Below are 25790 nucleotides of genomic sequence, written 5' to 3' on the forward strand. Positions count from 1 at the left end.
GGCGACGGCGCTAGGGTGCCGGGGTGGAAACTCTGCTCGTCGTCGGCATCGTGATCGTGGTCCTCGGCTTCGTCGTCGCTGTCGTGCAATTTGCCAGCCGGCCACCCAAGGATGCCGAGCCATGGCACGACCGTGACGACGCCGAGGACTACGAAGACGACTGGGACGAGGATTACCGCGACGACTGACCCGCCGGGGTCAGCACCACGACCGCGATGGGCCGCTTGGTCAGCTTCTGATAGGCGCTGTAGCGACCCTGATTCACCTTGTCGACGATCACCCACCGCCGGGCGTAATCGGGATCATCCGGCAGCGTCGCCCGTGCCCGCACCGTCAGTTTCCGCCGCCCGACCTGGATCTCACACTCCGGCCGCGCCTTCAGATTCGCCAGCCACCCCGGCGGCCGCGGCGATCCGCCATTGGACGCCGTCACCAGATAGTCCGCGCCGTCCCGCGCGTACGTCAGCGCCGAAGTCCGCTCCTTGCCGGACTTGCGCCCTACCGTCCGCAGCAACAACGTCGGATTCCCCAGCAGCAGCCGATGACCCACCAGCCCACCACTGTTCTCGTACACCCACTGATGCGCCTTCAGCACCTTCGTGAACAGACCGGCCATACCTGACCCTCCAGTAAGTTTCCGACCCCTCACCCTAAGCCAGCCGACTGGTCTGGACCCCACCGGACCCGGTAGCATCCCCAACGCTCGCGGTTTCCCGCGGCACGGGGCGGTAGCTCAGTCGGTTAGAGCCGTGGACTCATAATCCATTGGTCGCGGGTTCGAGCCCCGCCCGCCCCACAAACCCCTGTGCAACCTGCCGACAGCCCAGTCCACCAATGGCAGTCTGCGTCGCCGTCTGACTGTTCCGTTGCTCGCGTGCGGATACACCGGTGCGTCGTGCGAATGCGTGCAGACCCGGCATTGTCGATGCGTCAGTCCCGCCACATACTGCTCAACACGCAACAACTCAGCAGCGCCCCCAGGCGCGGAGTTCGGTCGGAAACACTCTTCGCAGAGTTCACACCATCGTCGGCTCGTCGAACGCCCGAGGCTCACGCAATTGGTGGTCGACCCTGAACTGGGTGCGCGGCGGTCGGTGACGGACTGAGCCGACTTCTGTAAACAGAGACGCCGGACCGACGGCACGTCTCAGCGAGCGTAAGTGCTGGAGGTGGCTCGCCGCCATCGCTGATCGGCCGACCAGTGTTCTCGGGGCTGAGAGGTGCTCAGGCTTCGTGGGATCATGTGCGCGGAGAGCGTGAGCGAGGTGCGGATGTGCCGGGTGAATCGTCAGCGGATGTGGTTGAGCAGAAACAACGGTTGGTGTTAATCGATCCGGGGTGGGACCAATGTGATCTGGATAGGTCTCCGCCGGAACATCTCGTCGTTGGTGGCTGGGATATAGTCGATGGCGTTGCTGGCCCCTTTCGACCGAATCCGGGTTATCGCCCCAGTGCGTCGAACGTGCCGACAGATCCGATCGATGCTATTCTCCGCACAATTGTGACCCGAGGGCAGCTGGGTACCGAGCTGGTCGCGGCTATTCGTAACTCCATAGTGGAAATCGGCTGCGATGAGGAAAACCGGCCGATCCTCGGTGCCGCAGTCGACGGCATATCCTGCGTAGTTGTCGTCACGGCAGAGGTGCAGAAAGCGCTCATCGACGTCGATCGGTGGATTCCAGTCCGCGGGCACATTCTTCCCGAGATCATCCCACCGATACCGACGTCCTGCTCAATCCTGAGGGCGCCGCCCCGTTTCGGCTGTGTACCGAAATTCTGTGTGCCGACGCCGAAACGTGACCGGTCGGCGCCGGCGAGCGGTCTACCTGAGTCGCTCGAACGGCTCGTCGTAGATGTCGTCTCCCGGCAGCCCTCGGACTTCGATAAAGGAGTGGGAGCCTTCCTTGGTGCCGAGTACCACATCGCCCTTGGCGCCGTACACAGGGCCGGACACGGCGTTGTGGGCTTCAAGCTCTGCGACCGCGTCCCGCCCCGTCGATGCTGCTGGGCTCGCAACATCACACCCTGTCAAGATTGTCGGACCCTTCGGATTCGCTTCGGAAATTACTCGATAAAACGGGTTATAGGCGAGATAATGCCCCAGTACTTTGCCTGGCGTTGCCACTTGGTGCACAGTTCCTCCCACCGCCACCTGTATCTCGGCTAACTCGGCAGAGGCATGAAAATTGACGTACTTCGGCGGAATTCTGGTGGCCCGGACAATGCCGGCCCAACGAGCGGAAAGAGGAAGTCCGGCGGAAATACCGGAGTCTTGAGCGCTCCGCCCATCGATGTACTGTTTGTCACTCCGGCGGTCCGGCTCGCGGGCCCATCTTCGAATGCGTGCGAGATGTTCGACGTCCCTGGGTAGTGCAACACCGATCATACGCCCACGATGATCACGGATTGGAGCGCTGAGTACGTCTTTGAATTCGAAAGAAACCAGCTGTCCACCACTCCAGCCCAATCCTATCGGCGACAACTGATCGGTCGTGTCCAAGGTGCGACTGGCCGAACTCGCCATCTCCGCGAATCTCTGGATCCCTTGGGATGAAGCGCCGGCACCAGAATCGACGGCCGTACCGACTCGTCCCCTGACTGCGGCCCACAAATCGGACACGCCTGTGGTGAAGATTCCCCTCGGCATCGGTTGTGGATCCTTAACTATGCGGCTGCTTATCGTAACGCTGTCATACGTGCCCGGGTTCTCGAGAGTGAGGAGCGTTCACGACGCGCTGGTTGCAGGGGTACGCGGCGGGCAGCGCAGTATGCCCAAACCGCATCCCGTGCCGCCATGAGTCAGGGAGGACCGAGGCTGCGGGCACTCATGGCGATTCGTGAGGCCGATGCCCTCGGGATGCAAGATCCGACTGGCAACAAGTCGGCGGTCACCGATGCCCTGAGTCGGGCCTACCGGGCATACGAATTTACCCGAGGGTTCGATCCGGACTGGGTGTATCTGCCAGAGGCCCTGCTGAGCGGTATGACGGGCATCATGCAGATGTACCTCGGTGAGCACGACGCCGCCGCGATTGACGGATCTGCCGTGTGGCCTGGTGAACAGGCCGAATGGCAGGCGCAGTGGGACGTAACCTGGTCCAGGCCGGGAACATCGCTGAAGGGTGCCACGTCCTCACTACGAACTTCGACGGCATCCAACAGATCGGGTCGACGCGAGTCCACCAGAAACTGGAAGGAGTGACCATTATCGTGCGACCGCACGCCCGAGTCCCGGAGGTGCGTGAGTTCCTGGGGATGATGTTGGCCGAGAAGGTTTAACTGTCATAACGGAGGTCGCCTGAAACTCACCGATCCAAGTAGCTGACAATCACGGGTACAAGAAACCGACAGGCAATCGAACAAAGGGTGAGCCGTCATGCTATTCGAATGGGTCGAGTCCGCCGGAGGCCCCCTGCTGATCGCACCCGAATCAGAATTTGGTCACTGGGGCGGCGCATCCGGCAGGGACGGACCCGTAGAAACATGCGGCGACTACGGCCGAGCCTGCTCGGTCGAGGGATACATCGGCCTGGTCAGGATCGGCTCTCAGCAGGCATTGGTTCTTGCAGACGAACCGGATCGCACGACATATCTCCCAGCCGAGCGGATGTTCCTGCGATGGGCAGGGGCAGACTCCGAAGAAGAACTCGTCGCCGCAGCGCGGCAAGCATTACAAGACCACATCGCATGGGATCCAGACGAAGAGGGGCTGCTGCACGGATAGGTCACATCGATCTGGCTTGCCGTGAGGCGGGCCTGGAAGGATGTCATCGTGCCCAAGCCCTATCCCCGCGAGTTCCGTGATGACGTTGTCCGCGTCGCTCGCAACCGCGACGAAGGCGTGACACTCGATCAGATCGCCGCGGATTTCGGGATCCATCCAGTGACGCTGACGAAATGGATGCGCCAGGCCGACGTCGACGAGGGCGTGAAGCCGGGGACCAGCACCAGCGAGTCCGCGGAGTTGCGGGAGTTGCGGCGCCGTAACCGGTTGCTGGAGCAGGAGAACGAGGTCCTGCGCCGGGCGGCGGCGTATCTGTCACAGGCGCAGTTACCGGGAAAACGTACTACCCGCTCGTGAGCGAGCTCGCCGCCGACGGGATACCCGTGGTGGTGACGTGCCGGGTATTGAAGATCGCTCGACAGCCCTACTATCGGTGGCTGGCCCGGCCGGTCACCGCCGCGGAACTGACCGAGGCGTACCGGGCGAATGCCCTGTTCGACGCCCACCGTATGATCCGGAGTTCGGGTACCGGTTCCTGGCCGATGAGGCCGCCGCGGCCGGTGAGCCGATGGCCGGGCGGACCGCGTGGCGGATCTGCTCGGCGAACAGGTGGTGGAGCGTGTTCGGTAAACCCCGCCGCGGCAGGTCCCGGCGTCCGGGTCCGGCTGTCCACGACGATCTCCTCCGCCGGGAATTCGCTGCGGATCGTCCGAACGTGTTGTGGCTCAGCGATATTTCCGAGCATCGCACGAGTGAGGGCAAGCTCTACATCTTGGTTGAGGGCGGGTGTGAGTCCACCCTCAACTACTCACCGAGCCATCGATTGATAGCGGCGATGTGGAGCGGGGCCAGGTAGCGGACGGTGAGTTCATCGAACCTGGTCGCCACTGCCCGATGCTGTTCGAGTTTGTTGATGTCACGTTCGACGGTGTTGCGATCGCGGTAGGTCACCTCGTCGAACGCAGGCGGCCTGCCACCGTCGGAGCCACGGCGGCGGCGGTGGCAGGCCTGATCGCCCGGGATCGCAATGGTCGCCCGGCCGCGATGCCGTCGAAGGTTTCCAGAATTCGCGCGGCAGGAATAGGCCTTGTCGGCCAGGAGTCGGTCGGGCGGCTACGCGGCCGCCCGTTCCCGAGCCGTGGCACCGCGATCTCCTCGAACACAGCAGGCATCTGCGGGCTGTCACCTGCTTGACCGTGGTGAGCAGCACCGACAGGGTCTTAGTCCATTCCGCAGGTAATTGAATCGTCATGAGTTCGAAGCCGCACTCGATACCGGTGCTCCGGATATCTCCCAGAAGTCGGCGTAGCGGCCGCCGTGGCGCAGTAGTTCGTCGTGGCTGCCCTGCTCCACGATCTGTCCGTTGTCGAGGAAGACGATGTGGTCGGCGTGTTGGACGGTGCGTAGTCGGTGGGCGACCATCACGACGGTGCGGCCTGTCATGAGGCGTTGGATGCCTTCGTGGACGGCTGCTTCGTTGACGGGGTCCAGGGCGGAGGTGACTTCGTCGAGTAGGACGATGGGTGCGTTCTTCAGTAGTGCGCGGGCGATGGAGACGCGTTGGCGTTCGCCGCCGGATAGTAGTGCGCCGCCTTCTCCGACGTTGGTGGTCCAGCCGTCGGGTAGGCGTTGGATCACGTCGTCGAGTCGTGCTGCGGTTGCTGCGGCGCGTATTTCGGTGTCGGTGGCGTCGGGGCGGCCGAGGCGTATGTTGTCTTCGATGGTGCCGTCGAAGAGGTAGACGTCTTGGAAGACGATGGCGTATTGCGCCATCAAATCCTGGGTGCTGATCGCGCGGACGTCTACACCGCCGACGCGTACCGCGCCTGTGTCGACGTCGTAGAAGCGGGCGAGTAGTTGCAGCAAGGTGCTTTTACCGGCTCCTGATGGTCCGACGATGGCGAGTCGTTGGCCCTGCGGCACGGAGAGCGAGACGTTGTCGATCACGGTGCGGCCGCCCGGCCGGAAAGTGACCGAGTCGAACTCCAGAGCATGGCCTACCGGCTGGATCGGTTCGGGAGGTTCCGGCAGGGGATCGGTGCGCAACACCATGTCGAGGCCGGCCAGACCGACGCGTGCGCTGCGCAGTTGACCACCGATTTCCGACAGGGAAAGCAGCGGGACCGCACAGCGGGCTGCCAGCACCAGGATCGCCAAAACCTCGGCTGTCCCGATGTTTCCGCCGAGGGCGAGGTAGGCGCCCAGGGCGAGCAGCGCGGTGAATATCGCCTGCACGGTGAGCGTCAGGCCCACTATGCCGGGCAGGGCCGAGAGCATGGAACGGCGAGCAGCGCGCTCGAGTCCTGACAGCGAGTCGTCGAGCAACTGGAAGCGTTCGGCGGTCCGGCCGCCGGCGCGCAGCACCGGCTGGGCTTGGAGATACTCGATGACTCTTCCCGTGGCCTCCTTGGTGCGTTCGGTTCGTTCCGCGTCGGCGGCGGCCATCGCACGTCCCGTCCAGGTCTGGATCGCCGCCACGATCGGGACGGCGGCCAGCGCGGCCAACCCCATCTTCCAGTCGAAGGCGAGCATCACGACGACGATCGTCAGCGGAGTCGCCGCGGCGGAGATGAGAGGCGCCAGCAGATGCGCGATCACGCTCATCGCTTGCAGCACACCCTCGCTGGCGAGGACCGACACCTCCCCGACGCGACCGGCGGTGAACCAGCCGAGGGGCAATCGAGCCAGGCGATCGCCGAAACGATGATAGACACCGCGCAACAGCGTGGTGCCGACGCGGAAACCGGACAGATCGCTGCGATAGCGCAGCGCCCCGTAGCCCGCGACCGCCGCCCCGAAGGCGATCAGCCAGGGCTGAGCGTCCGAAGGTGTGCTTCCGAACAGTGCCCGCAACACCGGAATCAGCAGTGCGTAGGACAGACCTTCGGCTATCGCGGTTGCCGTCATCAGGGCCACGGTGCGGCGCACGGGCTGGGCGTACTGGTCGCCGAGCACGCGCAGTAGCATTCGAATCATTTGGGCTCGTCTCCTCGGGTTCGATCGGCGGCGTTCGTGAGACCGTGCGTGCTCACGTTTCGCGGCCTTCTCCGCGGCCCGAATTCACGCTTCAGCACGCCACCGAGGGTTTCGGCCGCACCGGTGGACGCGGTTCGGTGGGATTGCCAGAATTCGGCGAATCTTCCGCCTCGTGTCAGGAGTTCGGTGGGTGTACCGCGTTCGATGATCGTTCCGTTCTCCAGCATCACGACGGTGTCGGCGTCGGTGATGGTTTCCAGGCGGTGGGCGATGACGAGGATGGTGCGGTCGCCTGTCAGCGCCGCCAGGGCTTGGCGTACGGCTTGTTCGGTGTGGGGGTCGGCGAAGGCGGTGGCCTCGTCGAGTACGAGTACGGGGGTGTCGGCCAGTAGGGCGCGTGCGAGTGCGATGCGTTGTGATTCACCGCCGGATAGTTCGATGTCCGCGCCGAGCATCGTGTCGTAGCCGTGGGGTAGTGCGAGGATGCGGTCGTGGATGTTGGCCAGTCGGGCGGCGCGTATCACCTCGTCGCGGTCGGCGTGGGGTACCGCGAGTGCGATGTTGTCGGCGACCGTGGCGCGGAGCAGGCGTACGTCTTGGAAGACGAACGAGACCATCCGATACAGCTGCCGGCTGCTGATGTGGCGTAGATCGACACCGCCCAAGGTCACCGAGCCGTGGGTGGGGTCGAAGAATCGCGGTAGCAGTTGCACCAGGGTGGATTTGCCGCTTCCCGACGGCCCGACGAGCGCGGTGACCGTGCCTGGTTCGAGCACCAGGTCGATCCCGCGCAGCACTTCGCGGTCGGTGTCGTAGCCGAATCGGACTTCCCGCAGTTCCACTCGGTGGCCCTGTGGGGTGCGCGGGTGTGCGGGTTGCGGCAGCGCCGGCACGGCCAGCACGTCCTGAATCCGTTCGACTGCGCGGCGGGCGGTTTGCAGATCATCGAAGCCGTGGCCCAGCGCCGCGACCGGAGCGGTCAGCCCGAGCCCCAGCAGCAGGAACGGCAGTAGATCCGCCGGGGCCAGCGAACCGTTCGTGATCAACACCGCGCCACCGGCCAGCACGACCAGCAGCACGAACGGCGGCGACAACACCACCTGCATCCCCGCGGCGATCCCGGCGAGACCGTGCACCATGCGGAGGAACGAGTCAGCGAAATCGTCTGCTGCCGTGCGGAATTTCCGGTGGGCCCGCTCGCCGGAGCCGAACGCCTTGATGACCGCGATGCCCTGTACGAACTCGACGGCCGCAGTCGCGATCCGGCTCATTCCCGCGTCGAACTCCTTCTGTTCGCGCAACCGGGTCGGGGTCATCATCAGCGGGACCAGCGCCACTGCCAGCACCACCGGTATCAATGTGATCAGGGTGAGCCGCCAGTCGACGGTGAACAGGTAGATCAGCGACACCAGCGGCACCACGAACGCGGCGACGAGATCGCCGGGGGTGTGGGCGATGAGCGGGTGCACGGCACTCACGTCCTTGCCGACGATCTTCGCCAGTTCGCCGGAGCTGCGCCGGGCGAACCAGCCGATCGGTACCCGGCCCAGCTGGGCGGCCAGTCGCCTGCGGAATGCCAGTTGCACCCGGCTGTCGAGCAGGTGTCCGATGCCGGACGATGCGGCCGTGAACAGCAGCCGGGCGAACAAGCCGACCGCGCCCGCGAGCACGATCATCCAGACATGACCGTGATCGATCGGCCCGTGTGCCAAGAGTGTTCGGCCCAGTTCGACCACTGCGAGCAACGGTGCCAGTCCGGCAACTGCGCCGATGATTTGCAGGATGACAACGGCGGCGAACCCGCCCAGGTAGGGGCGCAGAAATGCCGCCACGCTGCTTTGCGTCGAGGAGTCGATATCTGCTGGGGGTGGGGTGGACTGCTCCCTCGCCTCCGCGAGGTCGATGGTGGTCATCGTTCTCCTGTCTTCGTCAATCTCTTCGCGCTGGATAGCTGCGGGTTCGCGTGCGTCGCGCGCGCCCATAGATCGAGCCGGCTCGGGTCGGTCGGTCAGTCGTGAGCTGGTGGTTGCGGTGACGACTGAGAGCAACCGTCGGTGCCATCGAGTCCCCGGGGATCCAGAGCAGATCTTGACAGCGGAAAGATAAGCTGGTGCGCGCTAACTTGTCAATGTCTAGATTTCGGTCAGCCGGTATTCCCGGCCAAGGCTCGGCGCAGGGCCGCGGCGAGTTCCGCGTTCTGGCGCTGGGACATCTGGGCGGACAGGATCGCCTGCGATCCGTGGAACGTGCCGGGCCACTGGTGCAGCTCGACCGGCACACCCGCGCGCAACAGGCGCAGCGCGTAGTCGATGTCTTCGTCGCGGTTCGGGCAGAACTCCGCGGTGGCGATGTAGGCGGGCGGCAGCCCGGACAGATCGGTGGCCCGCGCCGGGGCGGCATACGGCGTGGCGGACGCGGATCCCAGGTAGTGATCCCACATCTGGGCGACTTTGTCGCGCGTCACGAAGGGGGTATCGGTGAAACGCCGAGCCGACCACGTCTGCTGCCGGTCGTCGAGAACGGGTTGGTTGAGCAGTTGGAAACGGATCGGCGGCCCCTGCTGATCGCGCGCCCGCAATGCCACCGCGGCCGCGAGTCCGGCACCGGCGCTGTGGCCGCCGATCGCGATCCGTGCCGGGTCGATGCCCAGTTCGGCCGCGTGCTCGGCCGTCCAAGTCAGTACCGTGTAGATGTCCTCATGTGCCGCGGGGTACGGGTGCTCGGGGGCCAAGCGGTAGCCCACCGAGATCACCGTTGCGCCGGAGCCGTTGGCGAGCAGCGCGCCCCACGGATGCTCGGTGTCCAGATCACCCATGACGAACCCACCACCGTGCAGCCACAGGATGGCTCCCTGCGCCGCGTGCGGCCGATAGATCCGTATCGGCACATCCGGGTCCCCAGGCACCGTGCGGTTTTCGACCTCCAGGTCCGCCGTGTCGGGCGCGGGTATCGCGGCGGCCAGTTCGGCGAGGTTCTCCCGGGCGGTGACCGGGTCGGCCAGGTCGGCAGGGGGGAAGAGCGAGACGAATGCTTCGAGTTCGGGATCGATGATCATGCCGACGATGGTCGCGTCCGCCAGGCATACTCCGCTTCCGGCGACGGGAGTCGCCGTCTACGCGAATACGCGTACGAGGATCGCGGTCGGCTGCGTCGGTCGTCGTATCGGTGGAAGCTGGAACGAGCACCGGGGCATACAGATGACGCTGCCGGGGGTCTGTCAGTGACCCATGAATCGGCGACAGCTACGGGGTGAAATCACTCAGCCCGGTCTGGTAGGCGATCACGACCAGCTGCGCGCGGTCGCGCGCACCCAGCTTCACCATCGCACGGCTGACATGGGTGCGCGCGGTGGCGGGACTGAGAAACAACGCGGCGCCGATCTCGTCGTTGCTCATGCCCTGACCCACCAGTGCCAGCACTTCGCGCTCACGGTCGGTCAGCACCGCGAGGCGGTCTTCGGCGGACTTGGCGGCCCTGCGCTGGGCGGTGAACTGGCTGATGAGGCGGCGGGTGACCCGAGGGGCGAGCAGCGCGTCACCGGCGGCGATCACCCGGATGGCGTGCAGGAGTTCGGCGGGGCCCGCGTCCTTGAGCAAGAACCCGCTCGCACCCGCCTGCAGCGCATCGAAGACGTTCTCGTCGGTATCGTAGGTCGTGAGGATCAGCACCCTGACCCGCTCCATGCCGGGGGCCGCGACGATCTCGGCGGTGGCCCGGATACCATCCAGCCGTGGCATGCGGATGTCCATGAGGACGACGTCGGGACGGCCGGCGCGAGCGAGTTCGACCGCTTCCGCGCCGTTGGTGGCTTCACCGACCACCGTGATGTCGTCTTCCAGATCGAGCAGCACTTTGAAGCCGGAACGGACCAGACGTTCGTCGTCGGCCAGCAGTACCTTGATCGGCGGCGTCGAGTTCACAGGCGCGATCCGACCGGGGTGAGGGGGAGGCGGGCGCTGACCTCGAACCCGCCATCGGGACGCGACGTCGCGTCGAGTTCACCGCCGAGCAATTGGCAGCGCTCCCGCATTCCGACGATGCCGCGTCCGGTCGTGGGCGAGCCGCCGGCGTGGTCCGGGGCGTGCGCGGTGTCGCGGCGTCCCGCATCGCTCACTCGTATCCGCAAGGCGTCGATGCCGGGTTCGAGCGCCACCGTCACTTGCGTCGGGCCGACGTGGCGGATCACGTTGGTGATCGACTCCTGCACGATGCGATACGCGGCGCTGCCCACGGCGCTCGGTAGCGGTGTCACCGGGGCGGTCTGCTCGAAAACGATGTCGAGCCCGGCATCGCGGGCCTTGCCGACGAGTTCATCGATCTGGCCGAGCCCGGGGTAGGGTTCGCGCTCGTCGCCGTCGCGCAGGACGCCCAGAATTGCGCGCATCTCGCGCAGGGCCCGCGAACTGGTCTGTTCGATGGTGCGCAACGCCTCGCGGGCCTGTTCGGGCCGCTTGTCGAGTACGTGTGCGGTGACACCGGCCTGCACGTTGATGATGGCGATCGCGTGGGCGACGGTGTCGTGGACTTCGCGGGCGATCCGTAGCCGTTCGGCGTCGACCCGTGCTCTGGCTTCCTCGTCGCGCGAGCGTTCGGCCAGCTCTGCCCGTTCTTGCGCATCGGCGGCGATGACCCGGCGGGATCGGACGGACTCGCCGAGGATCGTGCTGATCACCGACGCGCCGATCCGGAAGAACACCCAGCCGATGGCCACGAGCGGCTGGATATCCGCCGCGGCGATCAGCCAGCCTGCGGCAAGCACCGTGATGCCCCCACCGGCGATCATCAGCGATCGCCGGCCCTCGCCGTAGGCGGCGAGGGTGTAGAGGGCGACGAAAAGCGCGAGATAGGAAAGCCGGTCGGGGAAGTCGAAACCGAAATAGATCAGGCTGGCCACCGCCGTGACCACGAACACCGCCACTGGACGGAGGCGGCGCGCGGCGACGGCCACGCCACTCACGATCAGCAGGGCGTATCCGACGCCCGAGACCGGCGTCGAGACCGGCTCGAGCGGCACCGGGATCGCGGCGCTCAGAACCTGGATCACCGTAACGAACAGCGCCAGCGCGACATCCGGGAACCAGGCGGGCCGGCGCGAGAACCAGGCAGACAGCCGTCGCGACAACACCGGCAGAACCATGCCGTGAGAGTACGTCATCCGCGAGTGCCCGCGCTCCGCCCTGGGTGCGCGATCGGCTACGACGACCGGCGCAGCCGATCGCGCTGTTCCTACGCGAATTCTCGTAGACGGCGACTCCCGTCGCCGGAAGCCGAGTATGCCTGGCCGCCACGACGATCGACCGCATGAGAAAAGCTTTCACCGGCCTGGCGGCGCTGTTACTGCTCGCCGTCGTCGCGCAGTTCTATCTGGCCGCGAGCGGTGCGTTCGACACCGCGCCCATCGACGAGTCCTTCCAGCCGCATCGCACGCTCGGGTACGTGATACTCGTCTTCGCGTTCGTGATCACGATCGCCGCCGCCGTCGCCCGGATGTCGCGACGACTCGTCGGGCTGGCCGGTCTGGTCACCGGGTTGGTGATCGGTCAATCGGTGATCCGGGAAGTCGCCAGAGCGTTCGGTGAGGGCTCGAGCGCCGGTCATCTCGTTTTCGGCCTGCACGCGGTCAACGGGCTGGTGATCGTCGGCGTGATCGGAATGATCGTGTGGCAGTCGCGCAGGGCGGCGTGGGAACCTTCCGCACCGGCGTCATGACGACAGCCACCTGGATCACCGTGGACCATGCCCTCGCGTTGCTGAGCGTCGTCGCGTGGTTCGCGGCAGGCGTCACCATGTCGCTGCGGCGCGCCTGGCTCGCCCTGGCTTTCCTGGGCGTAGCGCTGGTGGTGACGTCGAGCAGGGCGGTGTCGGTCACGGTGCTGGCAGGCCGGGGCTGGTGGTTCGTGCAAGAGAAGGTGCTGCTCGGGCTGCCGATGCTCACGGTGACCGCGCTGATCGCCACGGTGATCGCGGGACCTCGGCTGCTGGCCCAGGCCAGGGTTCCCGGGCGGCCGCGAACCTTCGACGTGGGAGGCGTGGTCGCGTTGCTCACCGCCGCCTACGCCGCGTCGGCGGGCTTCATGGTGAGCTTCCTCGTCGGATATCCCCTGAGCTTCGGCATCGTGCTGATCACGATCGCGCTGGTGGCGGCGAGCGTACTGCTGACCATCCGAGTGCTCGAGACACCGGACATGGGCACGATCGAGGAACCGCACACCGAGACGAACCGGCCCGGGGTTTCGCGCCGCCGCTTACTCGGTGCCGCCGGTGGTGTGGTCGTGGTAGGCGCGGCCGGTACCGGTGCGGGCCTGTCGGTGCGGTCCGCCGCGTCGGTGACCGACGGAGGCGGCCCCGGTCCGGCCTCGCACGCGGCCGTCCCGGTGACCGACCTGCGGGGCGCCGGAACACCGGCGCCCGGCGGTATCCGGCGCGAACACGTGTTGGTCGCCCGGGAAGCCACCGTGCGCTCGGAATCCGGACGCGATATCGACGCATGGACCTTCGACGGCACAGTGCCCGGGCCGCAGATCACGGCTACTCGAGGCGATCTCATCGAGGTCCGACTGATCAATCGCGATATCGCCGACGGAGTGACCCTGCACTGGCACGGCTACGACGTGCCGTGCGGGGAGGACGGTGCCGCGGGCCTCACCCAGGAGGCCGTGGCGCCCGGCGGCGAATTCGTCTACCGGTTCCGCGCCGACCAAGTGGGAACTTACTGGTATCACACCCATCACGCCTCCCACATCGGCGTGCGCCGGGGGCTCTACGGCGCCTTCGTCGTTCGACCTCGCGTGGAAGTCGACGCCGGACAACTGGATCTGACTCTGCTCGTGCACACCTTCGACGGCACCGCCACCATCACCGGCGGCGGCGAACGCATAGCACCGCCGGGCACCACGGTACGGCTACGGCTGATCAACACCGACTCCGATCCGCACACGTTCACGTTGGCGGGCACCTCGTTCCGGGTGGTGGCTGTCGACGGCCGCGACCTGGTGCAGCCTGGCGATATCGTTCGGACCGTGTTGCGGCTGCCCGCAGGCGGGCGCTACGACCTCGTATTCGTCATGCCGAGCACCTCCGTCGCACTGACCGTCGACGACCGGGCCGCCACAATGTGGTTGCGACCCCGCGACGGAGCACCCGACGGCGAGCCGTCTGCGGGGGACATCGCTGGATGGCCCGAACTCGACCTGCTGAGGTACGGAACTCCGGTTCCCGTCGCGTTGCGCACCGCCGCTCCCGACCGGCACTTCACCCTGGTTCTCGACCGTGGGCTGGCGATGGTCGACGGATCACCGGCGTACGCGCACACCGTCAACGGCCGTGGGCATCCCTCGATCCCCGATCAGCTCGTGGCCGAAGGCGACATCGTCCGGTTCACCGTGGTCAACCGGAGCCGCGAGACCCACCCCTGGCATCTGCACGGCCATCCGGTGCTCGTCATTTCCAGGGACGGGACGCCGTCGTCGGGCAGCCCACTGTGGGTCGACACCTTCGACGTTCGTCCCGGCGAGGTCTGGGAGGTGGCGTTCCGCGCCTCGAATCCGGGCATCTGGATGAACCACTGCCACAACCTCCCGCACGCGCACCAAGGGATGATGCTGCGTCTACGCTACGACGGTTTCACCACCCCGTTCAGCGGTGCGCACACGGCCGACTCGAGTCACCACCACTGATGACGCGCACCTCAGCGGAGGCGGCCACGGTAGTCGAGGCACGCGCGGCCGTTGGTGGGCGGGGCGGCGGGTGGTATGGCTTCCGTGTAGGCGCGCAACCCTTCGGCCAACTTTCCTGCCATGCTCTCCAGTTGTTCGGGGCGCAAATGCTTTCCGAACGCGGCGGCGTCGAGCAGTTGCCTGCGCACGGCGTTGATCTGCATCTGAGCGAAGGGGATGGGTTCGAGATCCGGCATACTCCGGCACGCTACCTGGAGTCGAACATATTTTCGATACGGGGGAGGGTGTGGGGAGGGTTTCATGTCTCGACCTGCGATCGAGGGCGGGGCGAACTCGCAGCACTGTGTCGGGTGCTGCCGGTGGCCTGCGCGAGCCCCCATACAACCAGTGCGGAGAGGGAGTAGGCCGCGCCCACCCAGCACGAAGCCGACCATCCCCAGGCGGCGTATGCCCAGGTGGTCGTGATCGCGCCGAGGGCGGATCCGAGGGAGTAGAAGGCCATGTAGGCGCCTATGACGCTGCCTGCGCGGTGCGGGTGCGCCGTGGTCAGCAGGTGTTGGCTGCTGACATGTACTGCCTGGACGGCGAAGTCGAGCAGAAGGATGCCGATGACCAGCAGCCACAGGGTCGCTTCGGTCCGGGCGACGAACAGCCAGGAGGCGGTGAGCAACGCCAGTGCGGAACCGGTGATGGCCTGTGCGTGACCGGAGTCGGCCCATCGGCCCGCGCGGGCGGCGCCGAGTGCTCCGGCCAGGCCCGCCAATCCGAGCAGGCCGATCTGTGTGGTGCCGAAGTTCCAGGGCTCGGCGCCGAGGGGGAGGGCGAGTCCACTCCAGAGGGTTCCGAAGGACGCGAAAAGGAAGAAGGTGATCAGGCCTCGGCTCAGGAACAGGCGATCCGTGCGCGCGAGCCGGCCCATTGACGCCAGCACCCGCGCGTACCGTGCGCCGGGAGTTCTGCGGTCCGAGTCGAGTGTCGCGCGGACGGTGAGGGCCACGGTCACGCAGAGCGCGGCCAGTAGCGCGTACACCGCACGCCAGCCGACCGTATCGCCCAGGGCGCCCGCGAGGATGCGCACGCCGAGGATGCCGATCACCACGCCGGAGGTGACCGCGCCGATATTGCGGCCTCGCTCGCTCGGCGCGGAGACGACGGCGACATGGGCGACGGTCACCTGGACCACGACCGCGAACAACCCCGCGATCGCCAGTCCCGTCACCGCGACGGCGCCGTTCGGGGCGGCAACCGCGATCGCGGCCCCCGCGGCGGTGAGCATCGGATATACCGTGATGAGCCGACGGCGATCCAGCACGTCCCCGAGCGGGACCAGCAGGATCAGACCGGCGAAGTAGCCGATCTGCCCGGCGGCGGCCAGCCCGCCCAGCGACTCGCGCGCCAATCCCAGGTCGGTGCCGGCTGTCTCCACTACCGGCTGGATCGCATAGATCGTCGACACGGCCACGGCGCACACCAACGCCAGGACGAATCGCTGCGCCCCCGAGATTCCTGTCGCCACCACACTCTCCAATTCAGTAGCAAAATGCAACCATTTGGAGGATAGGCAATAATAGTTTCGAATTGCAACCGATTGGGAGGAGCTCATGACCACGACGCTCGGTGCCGGCCGCGAGTGGACCGATCCCAGCTGCCCTGTCGCGCGAACTGTCGACCTGGTGGGCGACCGGTGGAGCCTGCTGATCGTGCGCGACGCCATGGACGGCGCGGCGACCTTCACCGACTTCCAACGGCGGCTCGGGATCGCCCGCAACATCCTCACCGACCGCCTGCGCAGGCTGGCCGACCACGGCATCCTGACCACGAGCGCCACCCCCGGCGGCAAGCGGCACGTCTACGAACTCACCGAAGCCGGGCAGGACCTGTTCACCATCGTCGTCGCGCTGCGCCAATGGGGAGAACGCCACGCCTTCACCGGCGACGAACCCCACTCGGCACTAGTCGACCGCGACGGGATGCCCGTGGCCCAACTGCGTACCGAAAACCGCGAGGGCGAACTCGTCACCGCGGCGACCACCCGGGTTCGTAAGGTAGGTGAACACGACGCCTCGGTGGCAGATGCGTGATCCGGCGTCGTCCTTCGCGGCCTCCTGGCTGACGGTTGGGTCGGAATGGCAGCGAACACCTGTGGTCGCGTGCCACGTTCAGCAAGCGAGCGTAGTCGCGGCCAATTCACGCCAGCTCGCTTGCGCGCCTTCCTTCGTCGCCTCGGTGAAGCGCTCCGCGCCGAGGCGGCGTCGCGCTGCCTGCTCGATCCGGGCCGCATCCGGGTGGGAACGATCGGGCAGCCCGCGTACTCCGGCACTAGCCGCGAGCAGCCGCACGGCCTGCTCGTCTTGGTCTTCACGTAGCGCCAAGTCCGCGATACCTACGAGAATTTGGGCGATGAGGGGCGCGTATCCCGCGGCGCATGCCGCCTGGAAGGCCGCGGCGTGTTGTTCTCGGGCTTCATCCAGACCGTCCGCGAGGTAGCCGAGCAGGTCGTGTGTCACCGCGCTGATGTACACCGACTCCGCATCGCTGCTCAGCATTGTTGTCGCCACGTCTATCTGCCGGTGCGCCTGCTCGGTGTCGCCGCTCCAGCGGGCCAGCTCCGCCTTCGCGAGGGCGAGCTCGGCCAGTGCGTTCGGCCAAGCGGACCGATCAGCGTACCGCTGCGCCTCGGCCATGGCGGCCGTGCTCGCCTCCGCGTCACCGAGCAGCCAGTACAGCCGAGCCTGCCGCGCTCGCATCAGGAAGACGTCCTCGATCGCGCCGACCTCGGTGACCACCGCGATCGCCTGGTCGAGGTGTTCGCACGCACCGGCGAAGTCGCCGCGCGTGGCGATCCGGATCGCCAGCTCGGTCAGCGCGAACGAGATTCCCCAACGCTCGCCGACGGCTCGGAACTCGGCGAGCGCCGTCTCGAGATACTCGTCCGCGTCCCGCCCTTCGAGGCCGAGCACGATCCGCATCTTGCCCACCTGGAGCCGCGCCAGCGCACGCACCCAGGGATCGTCATCGGTGAGCAGCGGTTCGAACGCGGAAAGTTTCGCGTCCGGCCCCTCCATCATGCGTTCCAGTGCGCCGACGAACCCCAGCAGCGGGTAGCGGGCCTGACTGCGCCTGCTGAACCGGTATGCCTTGTGGATCCATTCCGCCACCTGGGCCTCGTCACTCGGCCCGGAGTTCATGAAATGCACGACCAGCCCGTACACCCTGGCCCGGGTCTCGTCGTCCACCTCCCCGGGCAGGTCGGCGGCCGCGGTGATCAACTCCATGCCCTCGGCCTTGTGCCCGCTGAGCCACCAGTACCAGCCCGCCGCGGCCGCCAGACGCATCGCCCCGGCCGCGTCACCGGCCGCGAGCGCGCCACGCATCGCGACAGCGATGTTGTCGTGCTCGAGTTCGAGCATGGCCAGCCATTCCAATTGCTCGGCGCGGCGCAGATGCGGCTCGGCGGTGTCGGCGAGCCCGGTGAAGTACGCCAGATGCGCCCGGCGCGCCGGATCCGATTCTCCCGCCTCCACGAGCCGGTCCAGGGCGTACTGCTTGATCGTGTCGAGCATCCGATAGCGCGGTCCGCTGTCCTCCACGGTGAGCAGCAGCGATTTCTCGGTCAGCGCGGTCAGCAGCTCGAGTACCTCCCACCGCTCGACCGCCACGTCCTTCTCTTCCCCCTGCCCTTCGGTCCCGCCCCCTGCGCAAACCTGCTCGGCCGCCTCCAGGCTCGCGCCCCCGGAGAACACCGCGAGCCTGCGCAGGACCATCCGTTCGGCGTCGGTGAGCAGCTCCCAGCTCCAGTCGACCACCGCTCGCAACGTCCTGTGCTGCGGCAGCGCGGTACGGCTGCCGCCGGTCAGCAGGCGGAACCGATCATCGAGGCGGTTGGCGAGCTGATCGAGGGACATGGTGCGCAGCCTGGCCGCGGCCAGTTCGATCGCCAGCGGTATACCGTCGAGCGCTCGGCAGACGCGCGCCATGGTCGGCAGTGTGCGGGCATCGGCGGCGAGATCCTTGCGCACCGCGCCGGCCCGGTCCAGCAGCAGCTGCACGGCCGGGGATGACTCGATCGCCTCGGCGTCCGCGTTCTCTGTGGGCAAAGCCAGCGGCTCGACCTGCCACAGCGCCTCACCCGTGATGCCGAGCGGCTCCCTGCTCGTCGCGAGGATCCGCAGCCGCTGACATTCCCCGAGCAGCCGGTGGGCGAACGCCGCCGCGGACTCGATCACGTGCTCGCAGTTGTCCAGGACCAGCAGCGTTTCGCGGTCGCGGATCGCCGCGACGAGCCGGTCCATCGGTTCCGCGTTCGGTGCGCCGCCGAGCAGCGCGTCCCGGAGCCCCAGCGCGGCGAGCACCGATTGAGACACGTCACCGCTCGCGCCGACCGACGCCAGCTCCACCAGCCATGGCCCGTCCGGTAGGTCGTCGAGCAGGGTCCGCGCGGTTTCCAGAGCCAGCCTGGTCTTCCCTGAGCCACCGGGTCCGGTCAACGTGGTGAGCCGGTGATCGGAGATGAGTTCGCGTACGGCGGCGATGTCGCCGTGTTTGCCGACGAATCTGGTCAACTCGGCCCGCAGGTTCGTCTTGCGGTCGTTTCCCTCCGCTTCCACTTCGCCGCGCAGCAGCGCGACGTGCAGTGCGGAGAGCTCCGGTGAGGGATCCACGCCCAGCGTGTCGGCGAGTGCCTCCCGAGCGTGCTGGTATGCGATCAGTGCCTCGGCGCTACGACCCGCGGCGCCGAGCGCACGCATCAGCGCGGCGACGAGCCGTTCCCGCACCGGATGCCGGGCCACCAGTTCGGTCAGCTCGGGGACCAGCCCCGCACCCCGGCCGAGGCGGATCTCCGATTCGTATCGATCCTCCATGGCGGCCAGGCGCAGTCCCTCGAGCCGGGTGACCGCCGCGTCGAAAGCCGCGCTGTCCTGCGTACCGACGTCCTGCATCGGCGCACCGCGCCACAAATCGAGGGCTTCGCGCAGTAATTGGGCCTGTTGGGCGTCGTCACGGCCGCGGGCCTGTTCGAGCAGCTGCTCGAACAGCAGGGCGTCGACAGCGCGGGGTTGCACCGCCAGCCGGTATCCGCCCGCCTGCCCGTCGAGCGACCCGTCCGGCAGCACCCTGCGCAGCCGAGAGGCCAGTGCCTGCAAGGCGTTGGCCGCGTCGGAGGGCGGCTGCTCACCCCAGATCCAGTCGACCAGCGTCGCTTTCGGGACTACGCGACCGGCTTCGAGCGCGAGGGCGATCAACAGCGCCCGCAATCGAGCACCCGGTACGTCGATCAATCCGCCGTCATCTATCCGGATCTCGAGCGGTCCAAGCATCCCGATCTGCACCCGGACCATTCTGCCGTGGACGACCGGCAGGCCCGGTGCCGCCCGTCCCCTGGATGACAACAGCTCCGACGACGGCGGTTCGTCCGTCCCTCCGGTCCGATACGACCAGCGAGAACACCGTGTCAGTGGACGTGTCAGGTCGGTATCAGGCCGGTGTCAGCCGCTCCGGCGACAGTCTTCCTGTGAATAGTTCAGCGATTGCGGCTTCCCCGTCGGCCATCCCGCTCCCGACGCTGTGCCCGGCCGAGGAGACCCGGTTGGGCACCGACGCGCTCGGCTACCGCGTGCCATCCCTCCCGCTCACCTGCGCGGAGGGGTGACCGATGGAGCTCAGGGTGGACCGAGAGCGCTGTATCGGCGCGGGCATGTGCGTGCTGACCGCCCCCGAAGTGTTCGACCAGGACACCGAGGACGGACGGGTGGTGCCCCTGGACCGCACACCCGCGCCCGAGGGGCAGCCGGCCGTCCGCGAAGCCGTCCAGGTGTGCCCATCCGGCGCGATCACGATCGTCTCCGGCGACCAGACCATATCCGCGGCGCAACAACCGCCACGAAAGGAAACCCGATGACCAGCACGGTTCCCGTCCCGCACGGCCTCCCGATGGAACGCGATGCCGGCCCCTTCGACCCGCCCAGCCGGATCACCCGGCTGCGCGAGGCTCGCCCGGTCAGCCCCCTGATCTTCCCCGACGGTCACGAGGGCTGGCTGGTCACCGGCTACCACGCGGTCCGCCGGCTCATGGCCGACACCCGGTTCAGCTCCCGTCAGGACATCGGCATCATGCATGTGCCGTACGAGATCCCCGGCATGCCCGTCGCCACCGAGCCGTCCCCGCAGATCCCGGGCCTTTTCATCGCCATGGATCCGCCGGACCACACCCGCTTGCGGCGCAAGCTCACCGGCGCCTTCACCGTCAGACGCATGAAGATGCTCGAGGAGCAGATCATCGACATCACCGAGCGGCAACTGGACGAGCTGGCGCGCCTGACCCCGCCGGTCGACCTGGTCAAGGAGTTCGCGCTGCCGGTGCCCTCGCTGGTGATCTGCGAACTGCTCGGTGTTCCCTACGCGGACCGGGCGACCTTCCAGGTCAACTCGGCCAAGTTCTTGGTCAAGGACCAGCCGCTCGAGGAGAAGATGGCCGCGTACGGCGCGATGACCTCGTACCTGGCCGAACTTGTCACGCGCAAGCGCGCCGAACCAGGCGAAGACATACTCTCCGACCTTGCCCGCGACGACGACCTCGGCATCGAGGAGCTGACCGGCATCGCCTTCCTGCTTCTGCTCGCGGGCCACGAGACCACCGCCAACATGTTGGCGCTCGGCACCTTCGCACTCCTGGAGCACCCCGAGCAGCTCGCGGAACTGCGCGCCGACCCCGACCTCGTCCCCGATGCCGTCGAGGAGCTCATGCGCTACCTGTCCGTTGCCGACATCTTCTATCGCTACGCCACGGAGGACATCGAACTCGACGGTGAAACCATCGGCAAGGGCTCGACCGTCGTCGTCTCGTTGCTGGCCGCCAACCACGACCCCCAGCGCTTCGACAACCCCGACACGCTGGACATCCACCGCAAGGCTCGCGGTCACCTGTCCTTCGGTCACGGCGTCCACCAATGCCTGGGCCAGCAACTGGGCCGCATCGAGATGCGCGCGGGTTTCGCCGGATTGCTGCGTCGCTTCCCGAGCCTGCGGCTCGCCATCCCCGCCGGTGAGGTGAGACTCAGGACCGACATGAACATCTACGGCGTCCACGAACTGCCGGTCACCTGGACGGAAACGGCGGGGTAACCGTCGGCCGAGCACGCCTTCAGGGCCTGTTTTGTCGCTCCGGTAAGCGGTGAAGCAGATCCACGTGACATGCCCTGGTGATACCGCGAATTCGCAGAGGCGGGGATCCGACAGATCTCCGCATTCTGGGAATCCACGCGAACACTGCTACCGCCCACAAAATAGCTTACGAGTAGCCAGCTACCTGTATTCGGCATTTGGCAGCTGGATTCCCGTGGCGGCGATCCGGGCGGGCGGTTGACGCATGTTGACGGATGCGAAGAGTTGCGGGCAGAATCGGCCGCGTTGGTCCGGGGGGTGGAGGAGTTATGCGCGTTAAAACCGATATTCGTTTCGCCGTCGACATCGGTCCCGATCAGGTCTTCGACGCGGTGGCGGCCATCGAAATGCTTCCCGAATGGGCGGTGTATTCGGATGCGCGCGTGGCCACTCGCGGCGAATCCGGCAGGCCGCAGCGGGTTTACGTGACCGCGGATACTTTCCTCGGAAGGTCGGATCTGCAAGTGCTGGAATACGATTGGACCGATGACCGAGTGTCGTGGCAGGTCGTGGACAGCTGTGTCGGGCTCGGCGGCGGTGGTTGGTTCGAAGTGTCCGAGGACGGAGACCGAACGCAGGTTTGGTATCACACGGAGGTGCACTCGTCGCTGTTGGTGCCCGGCATCCTGCTCAAACGCACCGTCCGACGAGAGTGCGAAACCGTCGTACAGAACTTCGTCGAATTCGCCGAGGGCTTCACCGCACCTCCGCAGTCCCGCGCGATATAGCGATCACGTATCGAACTCGGCCGACCTCACCACCGGATGTCCGTGGTGGAGATCAATGGGGCGGCCACCTCCTCCGGCGCGACCTGTAAATCCGCGTCGTGCAGAGCTTGCGGGAACCGGAAGCGGGCGCGCTGTTCGATCTCGGTCAGCGGGACCTGGAAGACGCGGAACTCATCGAGTTCGAGCGCTTCGAGCTGTTGCAGGTTCTGGCTCAACAGGAAGCCGCGGGCCTTGAGGACACCGTTTTCTTCGAACGCGATGACCTTCCAGAACTCGCGCGGGATCTTGACCTGCCGGAATTCCCGGTCGTCGTCGGTGCAGACCGGGCCGCCGAACGCGCTGACCTTGAGGTCGTCGACGTCGACGTCGGCGAAGACGGCGTCCTCGAGCCGGCCCCAGATCCCGTCGCGGGTGCTCTGGTTGAAGTCGTCCATCTGCGGGGTGATGTTGGTGTAGAAGAACGAGTCCTTGTTGGCTTTCGCCGCTTCGGGCAGGCTGCCCCAGAGTAGATCGGCGCGTCGCGCCAGATGGCCGCGATCGAGCCGGTTGTCGCGGTACAACTCGTTGCCGACCTGGGCTTGCGCGTCCAGCCGCGGATCCTTGACGAAGTCGATCTTCTTTCGCGAGAGTTTCTTCATCGAAGCGCCGTCGATGTTCCAGGCCACCCAGATGGCGAATCGGCGCGAGCGGCGCATCGCGAGGGAGAAATGCGTGTAGTGCAGGACGTCCGCGCCGTCGAGTGCTGTCGCGACGTCGGGGCGCAGTTCGGTGTCCACCTCCGGCAGCGGCACCGCCGACGCGAGGAAATGCGGGTCGTATCCGGCGAGGACCGCGACTTCGTCGGCGACGGGCGGGGTCAGCGTGATGCCGAGCTTCTCGAACACCGATTGCGGCAGGCAGGCCAGTGCGTGCTCATCGGTGCTGGGCGCCATCTCGCCCGCGAAATGCAATCCGGCCAAAACCGTGCTGGTCTCGCCGCCGGGCAATGTGAACATCCACGCCGATCCCGAGTCGCCCGAGCTGCTGATCTCGCCGTCGAACGGCGGATTGTCCGGATCAGGTCCTATCTCGAAGCCGCCGATGCGCTTGGAGCCGACGCCGCCGTAGCTGATCTCGGCCACCACGTCGACGCGCCGCACGATGCCGTGGGTGACCCGGGTGGTCCGGCCGCTCTTGATGACCTTGTCGCCCAGCTCGGGTTCCCCGAGGCTGTCCGGGACGACGTCGAGTCCGGCGATCCGGGCGCTGAATTGCCGGTTCTCGATCGTGGCGACGGCGCAGTCGCCTGCCGTACCGAGATGAGACCTGACGAGCTTGCCGAGCCGGTTGCGGTCGATGCGATTGTCGTCGCGCGGGCCGGGCTGCACGGCGTCGTCGCCGAGCACGCCCGCCGCGGTGTGCAGGACGTGCCAATTGCTCAGCACATACGGCGTCCCGTCGTCCCGGTCGTAGACGACGCACCCGATCGTTCCCGCCGTGCCGGCGGGATGGGCGACGCTGATGCCGGGAACGACCGGATCCAGGCGCGACTTTCGTTCGGGTGCAGCGGCTTCGGCGACCAGCCGGAACGCAGGCTCGTATCTGCGCTGCAGTACGTCGGTCGGCACGACGATGCCGTCGACGATGATGGTTTCCGGAAGCGTTGACGTGCCCAATGCGTCGAGTGCCTCCGGTCCGGACACCTTCTCGTTCACCGTGAACTGCACCGCGATTTCGCCGGTCGATTTCCCGTCGACCTGCTTGTAACCGACGCCGATCGAGGAGATATTCGGGTCTTCGAGGTAGTCCTCCGCCTTGGTGCGGATGAATTTACGCAGTGCGGTGAGAAGATCGTCGTTCTCGGCGTGGGACCGGCCGGATAGTGAATTCTTTTTCGCAGGCATGGGTGACTCCGGTTCGAGGGTGAGCGTGGTGACGACAACGTCGTGTCACCGGTGTCACCATCGTCGGATCACCACGGAGCCCGCACACGAGTAGAGAACTACTCGAACCAAGGGAGCGCCGAAATGCTGTGTGAAGTTCGTTCGGGTGATCAACGCAGTACCGTTTTACGGTGCGCGAAACTTGTCCTGTCGGCATTACCGACGTGGGGCACGGTGTCAGCGCTCACCGGATGGTCGCCGTCACGCGCAGTCGCTCAGGATTTCCCTGCGGCCTGCCGTAGTTCGCGCTCCGCTCGCGCGGGTGGTGTGTCGGCGGGGATGACGTGCAGTGTCACCTGAGCACCGTTGGTGCCGATCAAACGCATGACGCCGTGCGGTTGACCGGCCTCGGGTCCATGTACTTCGACGCCGTCGTGGCGGTCGATGCTGCGTTGGGTGAGACTGATGGCATTCCAGTCGAAGCTGACGCGTGCGGTGGGGCCCAGGCGTGGAGTGAGGACGCTGATCAGGTCGTGGAGTTCGGCGGTGAGGTTGTTCGTCCATGGCCACCAGGCGCCGTCGACCTGTTCGGGACCGGTCCCGGTCTCGGATTCGCGCAGCAGCAGGCGGGGTGTGCGGGTTGGGGTTCGGAAGGGTTGACCGCCGGTCGGCGGCGGGCCGGTCGCGGCGGCCATGTCGAAGTGGTTGGTGATCGGGCGCCGGATTCTGATTCGGGGCATGGTGTGTTCCTCTGTTCACCCGGGGGCGGGGGTTGCGGATTCGGGCGTGACGGCGGCCATCAGGGCCGTGTGGGCGATGTCGTCGTCGGTGGCCGAGGGGATCACGCGGAGCACGATCAGATCGTTGTCGCGACCGAAGACGTACATCGTGTTCCACATTTCGAAGGGATAGGAATCGAGCCGGACGGTGTGCCCACCGTGGACGGTGGTCTGCCGGGGTGCGTCCGACCAGCCGGTGGGGTCGTAGACGACTCGCCAGACGGGGCCGAGGCGCACCGTAAGGACGGCGAGGAGATCGGGCAGTTCGGCGGTGAGTTCATCGGAGCGGGGCCACCATGCGCCGTCGATGTAGTCGCCGCGTTCCGCTTTCGGCTTCAACCTCAGCCGGGGTGTGTAGTCGGGCGGAACGCTGTGCCGGGCGTAGGGCGAATGCAGGGGGTCGGATGTCGTGCTCGTGTCGCTGTTTCTGTGGAATCGCATGTCAAGTCCTCTCGCGGGAGCGCCGCGTCGTGGCCGATGGTGGCGGTAGACACGGATGGCGGCCGCGCGGCGCGGACGACAACTGGGCGGCCTCGTCGGCGGACCGGGTGGCCGACCTCGTGTCCAGTGTTCGGGTAGCGAACCGATGGCTGCCGTGTCTGCGGAGGTCATCTGCTGCGGACCGCTGAGTCGGCGTGGATCGGCGAAGTGGCCGCGTAGTTGCCGTGTATCTCCATTAGACGCCGATCGCGACGCATTGTCAACGTTGTAGGTCTACACTCATGACATCATGTGTTCTGAGTGTGTGGATGGTATTGGAGGCATCCGAAGATGGCCGACGTTCCGATCCGCCGCCCGAACTCTCCCGCGGGAGACCGGCGGCCCGACCGCGCCGCCACCGGTCGGGGCAACGGTCCGATCACCAGGACGACCGTGCTGACAGC

General features: G+C 66.6%; 25 protein-coding genes, 1 tRNA gene and 1 pseudogene. 13 read left to right on the forward strand and 14 right to left on the reverse strand.

Translation table 11 applies throughout. The features are described from left to right. Positions 1 to 23 precede the first annotated feature (23 nt). Positions 24 to 188, forward strand: coding sequence for a hypothetical protein (locus M8859_RS15580; protein WP_159930757.1), 165 nt, complete (start codon positions 24 to 26; stop codon positions 186 to 188). Here M8859_RS15580 and M8859_RS15585 read toward each other — a convergent pair. After that, positions 173 to 616, reverse strand: a complete 444-nt coding sequence (locus M8859_RS15585; protein WP_159930758.1) for a nitroreductase/quinone reductase family protein — start codon at positions 614 to 616, stop codon at positions 173 to 175. The two genes, M8859_RS15580 and M8859_RS15585, sit on opposite strands and share 16 nt — an antisense overlap. A gap of 106 nt (positions 617 to 722) precedes the next feature. Here M8859_RS15585 and M8859_RS15590 point away from each other — a divergent pair. Continuing rightward, positions 723 to 796 (forward strand) — tRNA-Ile (locus M8859_RS15590). A gap of 525 nt (positions 797 to 1321) precedes the next feature. Beyond that, positions 1322 to 1702: pseudogene (locus M8859_RS37635) on the forward strand (type VII secretion system-associated protein); the annotation flags it as partial. Between the two features lie 120 nt (positions 1703 to 1822). On the opposite strand, the gene M8859_RS15595 reads toward M8859_RS37635, so the two are convergent. Continuing rightward, on the reverse strand, positions 1823 to 2386 hold the full coding sequence (locus tag M8859_RS15595) for a hypothetical protein (protein WP_249644442.1): 564 nt from the start codon (positions 2384 to 2386) through the stop codon (positions 1823 to 1825). Positions 2387 to 2827: 441 nt separating this feature from the next. On the opposite strand from M8859_RS15595, the gene M8859_RS15600 reads away from it, so the two are divergent. From M8859_RS15600 to M8859_RS15605, 3 genes are all read left to right on the forward strand, one after another. Continuing rightward, positions 2828 to 3202, forward strand: coding sequence for a hypothetical protein (locus M8859_RS15600; RefSeq protein ID WP_249644443.1), 375 nt, complete (start codon positions 2828 to 2830; stop codon positions 3200 to 3202). Between the two features lie 174 nt (positions 3203 to 3376). Beyond that, positions 3377 to 3724 (forward strand): Imm21 family immunity protein, encoded by a 348-nt coding sequence (locus M8859_RS37640; RefSeq protein WP_195070121.1) that lies wholly within the window; start codon positions 3377 to 3379, stop codon positions 3722 to 3724. Positions 3725 to 3772: 48 nt separating this feature from the next. Further along, positions 3773 to 4081 (forward strand): transposase, encoded by a 309-nt coding sequence (locus M8859_RS15605; RefSeq protein WP_201295427.1) that lies wholly within the window; start codon positions 3773 to 3775, stop codon positions 4079 to 4081. Positions 4082 to 4528: 447 nt separating this feature from the next. Here M8859_RS15605 and M8859_RS37645 read toward each other — a convergent pair whose 3' ends face one another. From M8859_RS37645 to M8859_RS15635, 6 genes are all read right to left on the reverse strand, one after another. Next, positions 4529 to 4675, reverse strand: coding sequence for a hypothetical protein (locus M8859_RS37645; RefSeq protein ID WP_372492911.1), 147 nt, complete (start codon positions 4673 to 4675; stop codon positions 4529 to 4531). 297 nt (positions 4676 to 4972) lie between these two features. Further along, positions 4973 to 6700, reverse strand: a complete 1728-nt coding sequence (locus tag M8859_RS15615; protein ID WP_249644444.1) for an ABC transporter ATP-binding protein — start codon at positions 6698 to 6700, stop codon at positions 4973 to 4975. Beyond that, the gene (locus M8859_RS15620) at positions 6697 to 8613 is read right to left on the reverse strand and encodes an ABC transporter ATP-binding protein (RefSeq protein WP_195140834.1); all 1917 of its coding nucleotides are present in this window, start codon (positions 8611 to 8613) and stop codon (positions 6697 to 6699) included. Before M8859_RS15620 ends, M8859_RS15615 begins: the two co-directional genes overlap by 4 nt. Before the next feature lie 230 nt (positions 8614 to 8843). Beyond that, positions 8844 to 9755 carry an alpha/beta hydrolase gene (locus M8859_RS15625; RefSeq protein ID WP_159930761.1) on the reverse strand — a complete coding sequence of 304 codons (912 nt, stop codon included), beginning with the start codon at positions 9753 to 9755 and terminating at the stop codon, positions 8844 to 8846. A gap of 187 nt (positions 9756 to 9942) precedes the next feature. Then, on the reverse strand, positions 9943 to 10620 hold the full coding sequence (locus M8859_RS15630) for a response regulator transcription factor (RefSeq protein WP_159930762.1): 678 nt from the start codon (positions 10618 to 10620) through the stop codon (positions 9943 to 9945). Continuing rightward, the gene (locus M8859_RS15635; RefSeq protein ID WP_195070125.1) at positions 10617 to 11837 is read right to left on the reverse strand and encodes a sensor histidine kinase; all 1221 of its coding nucleotides are present in this window, start codon (positions 11835 to 11837) and stop codon (positions 10617 to 10619) included. The genes M8859_RS15630 and M8859_RS15635 overlap by 4 nt, the downstream gene beginning before the upstream one ends. 164 nt (positions 11838 to 12001) lie before the next feature. Here M8859_RS15635 and M8859_RS15640 point away from each other — a divergent pair, with 164 nt between their 5' ends. Continuing rightward, the gene (locus M8859_RS15640; protein ID WP_159930763.1) at positions 12002 to 12409 is read left to right on the forward strand and encodes a DUF6220 domain-containing protein; all 408 of its coding nucleotides are present in this window, start codon (positions 12002 to 12004) and stop codon (positions 12407 to 12409) included. Continuing rightward, positions 12361 to 14376 carry a multicopper oxidase family protein gene (locus M8859_RS15645; protein ID WP_249644445.1) on the forward strand — a complete coding sequence of 672 codons (2016 nt, stop codon included), beginning with the start codon at positions 12361 to 12363 and terminating at the stop codon, positions 14374 to 14376. Before M8859_RS15640 ends, M8859_RS15645 begins: the two co-directional genes overlap by 49 nt. Positions 14377 to 14387: 11 nt before the next feature. Here the strand turns inward: M8859_RS15645 and M8859_RS15650 are convergent, their stop codons facing one another. After that, the gene (locus M8859_RS15650; protein WP_159930764.1) at positions 14388 to 14612 is read right to left on the reverse strand and encodes a DUF6374 family protein; all 225 of its coding nucleotides are present in this window, start codon (positions 14610 to 14612) and stop codon (positions 14388 to 14390) included. A gap of 62 nt (positions 14613 to 14674) precedes the next feature. Further along, a complete protein-coding gene (locus M8859_RS15655) occupies positions 14675 to 15892 on the reverse strand; it encodes an MFS transporter (protein ID WP_249644446.1) in 1218 nt (405 codons plus the stop codon). An 85-nt stretch (positions 15893 to 15977) separates the two neighbouring features. Between M8859_RS15655 and M8859_RS15660 the strand changes: the two genes are divergently transcribed. Then, positions 15978 to 16457 carry a winged helix-turn-helix transcriptional regulator gene (locus M8859_RS15660; RefSeq protein WP_249644447.1) on the forward strand — a complete coding sequence of 160 codons (480 nt, stop codon included), beginning with the start codon at positions 15978 to 15980 and terminating at the stop codon, positions 16455 to 16457. 78 nt (positions 16458 to 16535) lie between these two features. On the opposite strand, the gene M8859_RS15665 is transcribed toward M8859_RS15660, so the two are convergent. After that, positions 16536 to 19694: an ATP-binding protein gene (locus M8859_RS15665; RefSeq protein WP_249644448.1), complete on the reverse strand. Its 3159-nt coding sequence runs from the start codon at positions 19692 to 19694 to the stop codon at positions 16536 to 16538. 194 nt (positions 19695 to 19888) lie between these two features. Here M8859_RS15665 and M8859_RS15670 point away from each other — a divergent pair, with 194 nt between their 5' ends. The 4 genes from M8859_RS15670 to M8859_RS15685 all read left to right on the forward strand — a co-directional run bounded on the left by M8859_RS15670 (position 19889) and on the right by M8859_RS15685 (position 22265). Further along, on the forward strand, positions 19889 to 20026 hold the full coding sequence (locus M8859_RS15670; protein WP_159930768.1) for a hypothetical protein: 138 nt from the start codon (positions 19889 to 19891) through the stop codon (positions 20024 to 20026). A 3-nt stretch (positions 20027 to 20029) separates the two neighbouring features. Next, entirely contained in the window at positions 20030 to 20275 is a 246-nt protein-coding gene (locus tag M8859_RS15675) for a ferredoxin (RefSeq protein ID WP_195070128.1), read from the forward strand. After that, positions 20272 to 21498, forward strand: a complete 1227-nt coding sequence (locus M8859_RS15680) for a cytochrome P450 (protein WP_249644449.1) — start codon at positions 20272 to 20274, stop codon at positions 21496 to 21498. Before M8859_RS15675 ends, M8859_RS15680 begins: the two co-directional genes overlap by 4 nt. Before the next feature lie 308 nt (positions 21499 to 21806). Beyond that, the gene (locus M8859_RS15685; protein ID WP_159930771.1) at positions 21807 to 22265 is read left to right on the forward strand and encodes an SRPBCC family protein; all 459 of its coding nucleotides are present in this window, start codon (positions 21807 to 21809) and stop codon (positions 22263 to 22265) included. A 26-nt stretch (positions 22266 to 22291) separates the two neighbouring features. Here M8859_RS15685 and M8859_RS15690 read toward each other — a convergent pair whose 3' ends face one another. From M8859_RS15690 to M8859_RS15700, 3 genes are all read right to left on the reverse strand, one after another. Beyond that, positions 22292 to 24148, reverse strand: a complete 1857-nt coding sequence (locus M8859_RS15690) for a DNA/RNA non-specific endonuclease (protein ID WP_159930772.1) — start codon at positions 24146 to 24148, stop codon at positions 22292 to 22294. Between the two features lie 254 nt (positions 24149 to 24402). Further along, positions 24403 to 24822 carry a DUF5994 family protein gene (locus M8859_RS15695; protein ID WP_159930778.1) on the reverse strand — a complete coding sequence of 140 codons (420 nt, stop codon included), beginning with the start codon at positions 24820 to 24822 and terminating at the stop codon, positions 24403 to 24405. A 60-nt stretch (positions 24823 to 24882) separates the two neighbouring features. Then, positions 24883 to 25347, reverse strand: coding sequence for a DUF5994 family protein (locus M8859_RS15700; RefSeq protein ID WP_159930773.1), 465 nt, complete (start codon positions 25345 to 25347; stop codon positions 24883 to 24885). Between the last annotated feature and the right edge of the window lie 443 nt (positions 25348 to 25790).

Source organism: Nocardia sputi (genome assembly GCF_023501985.1).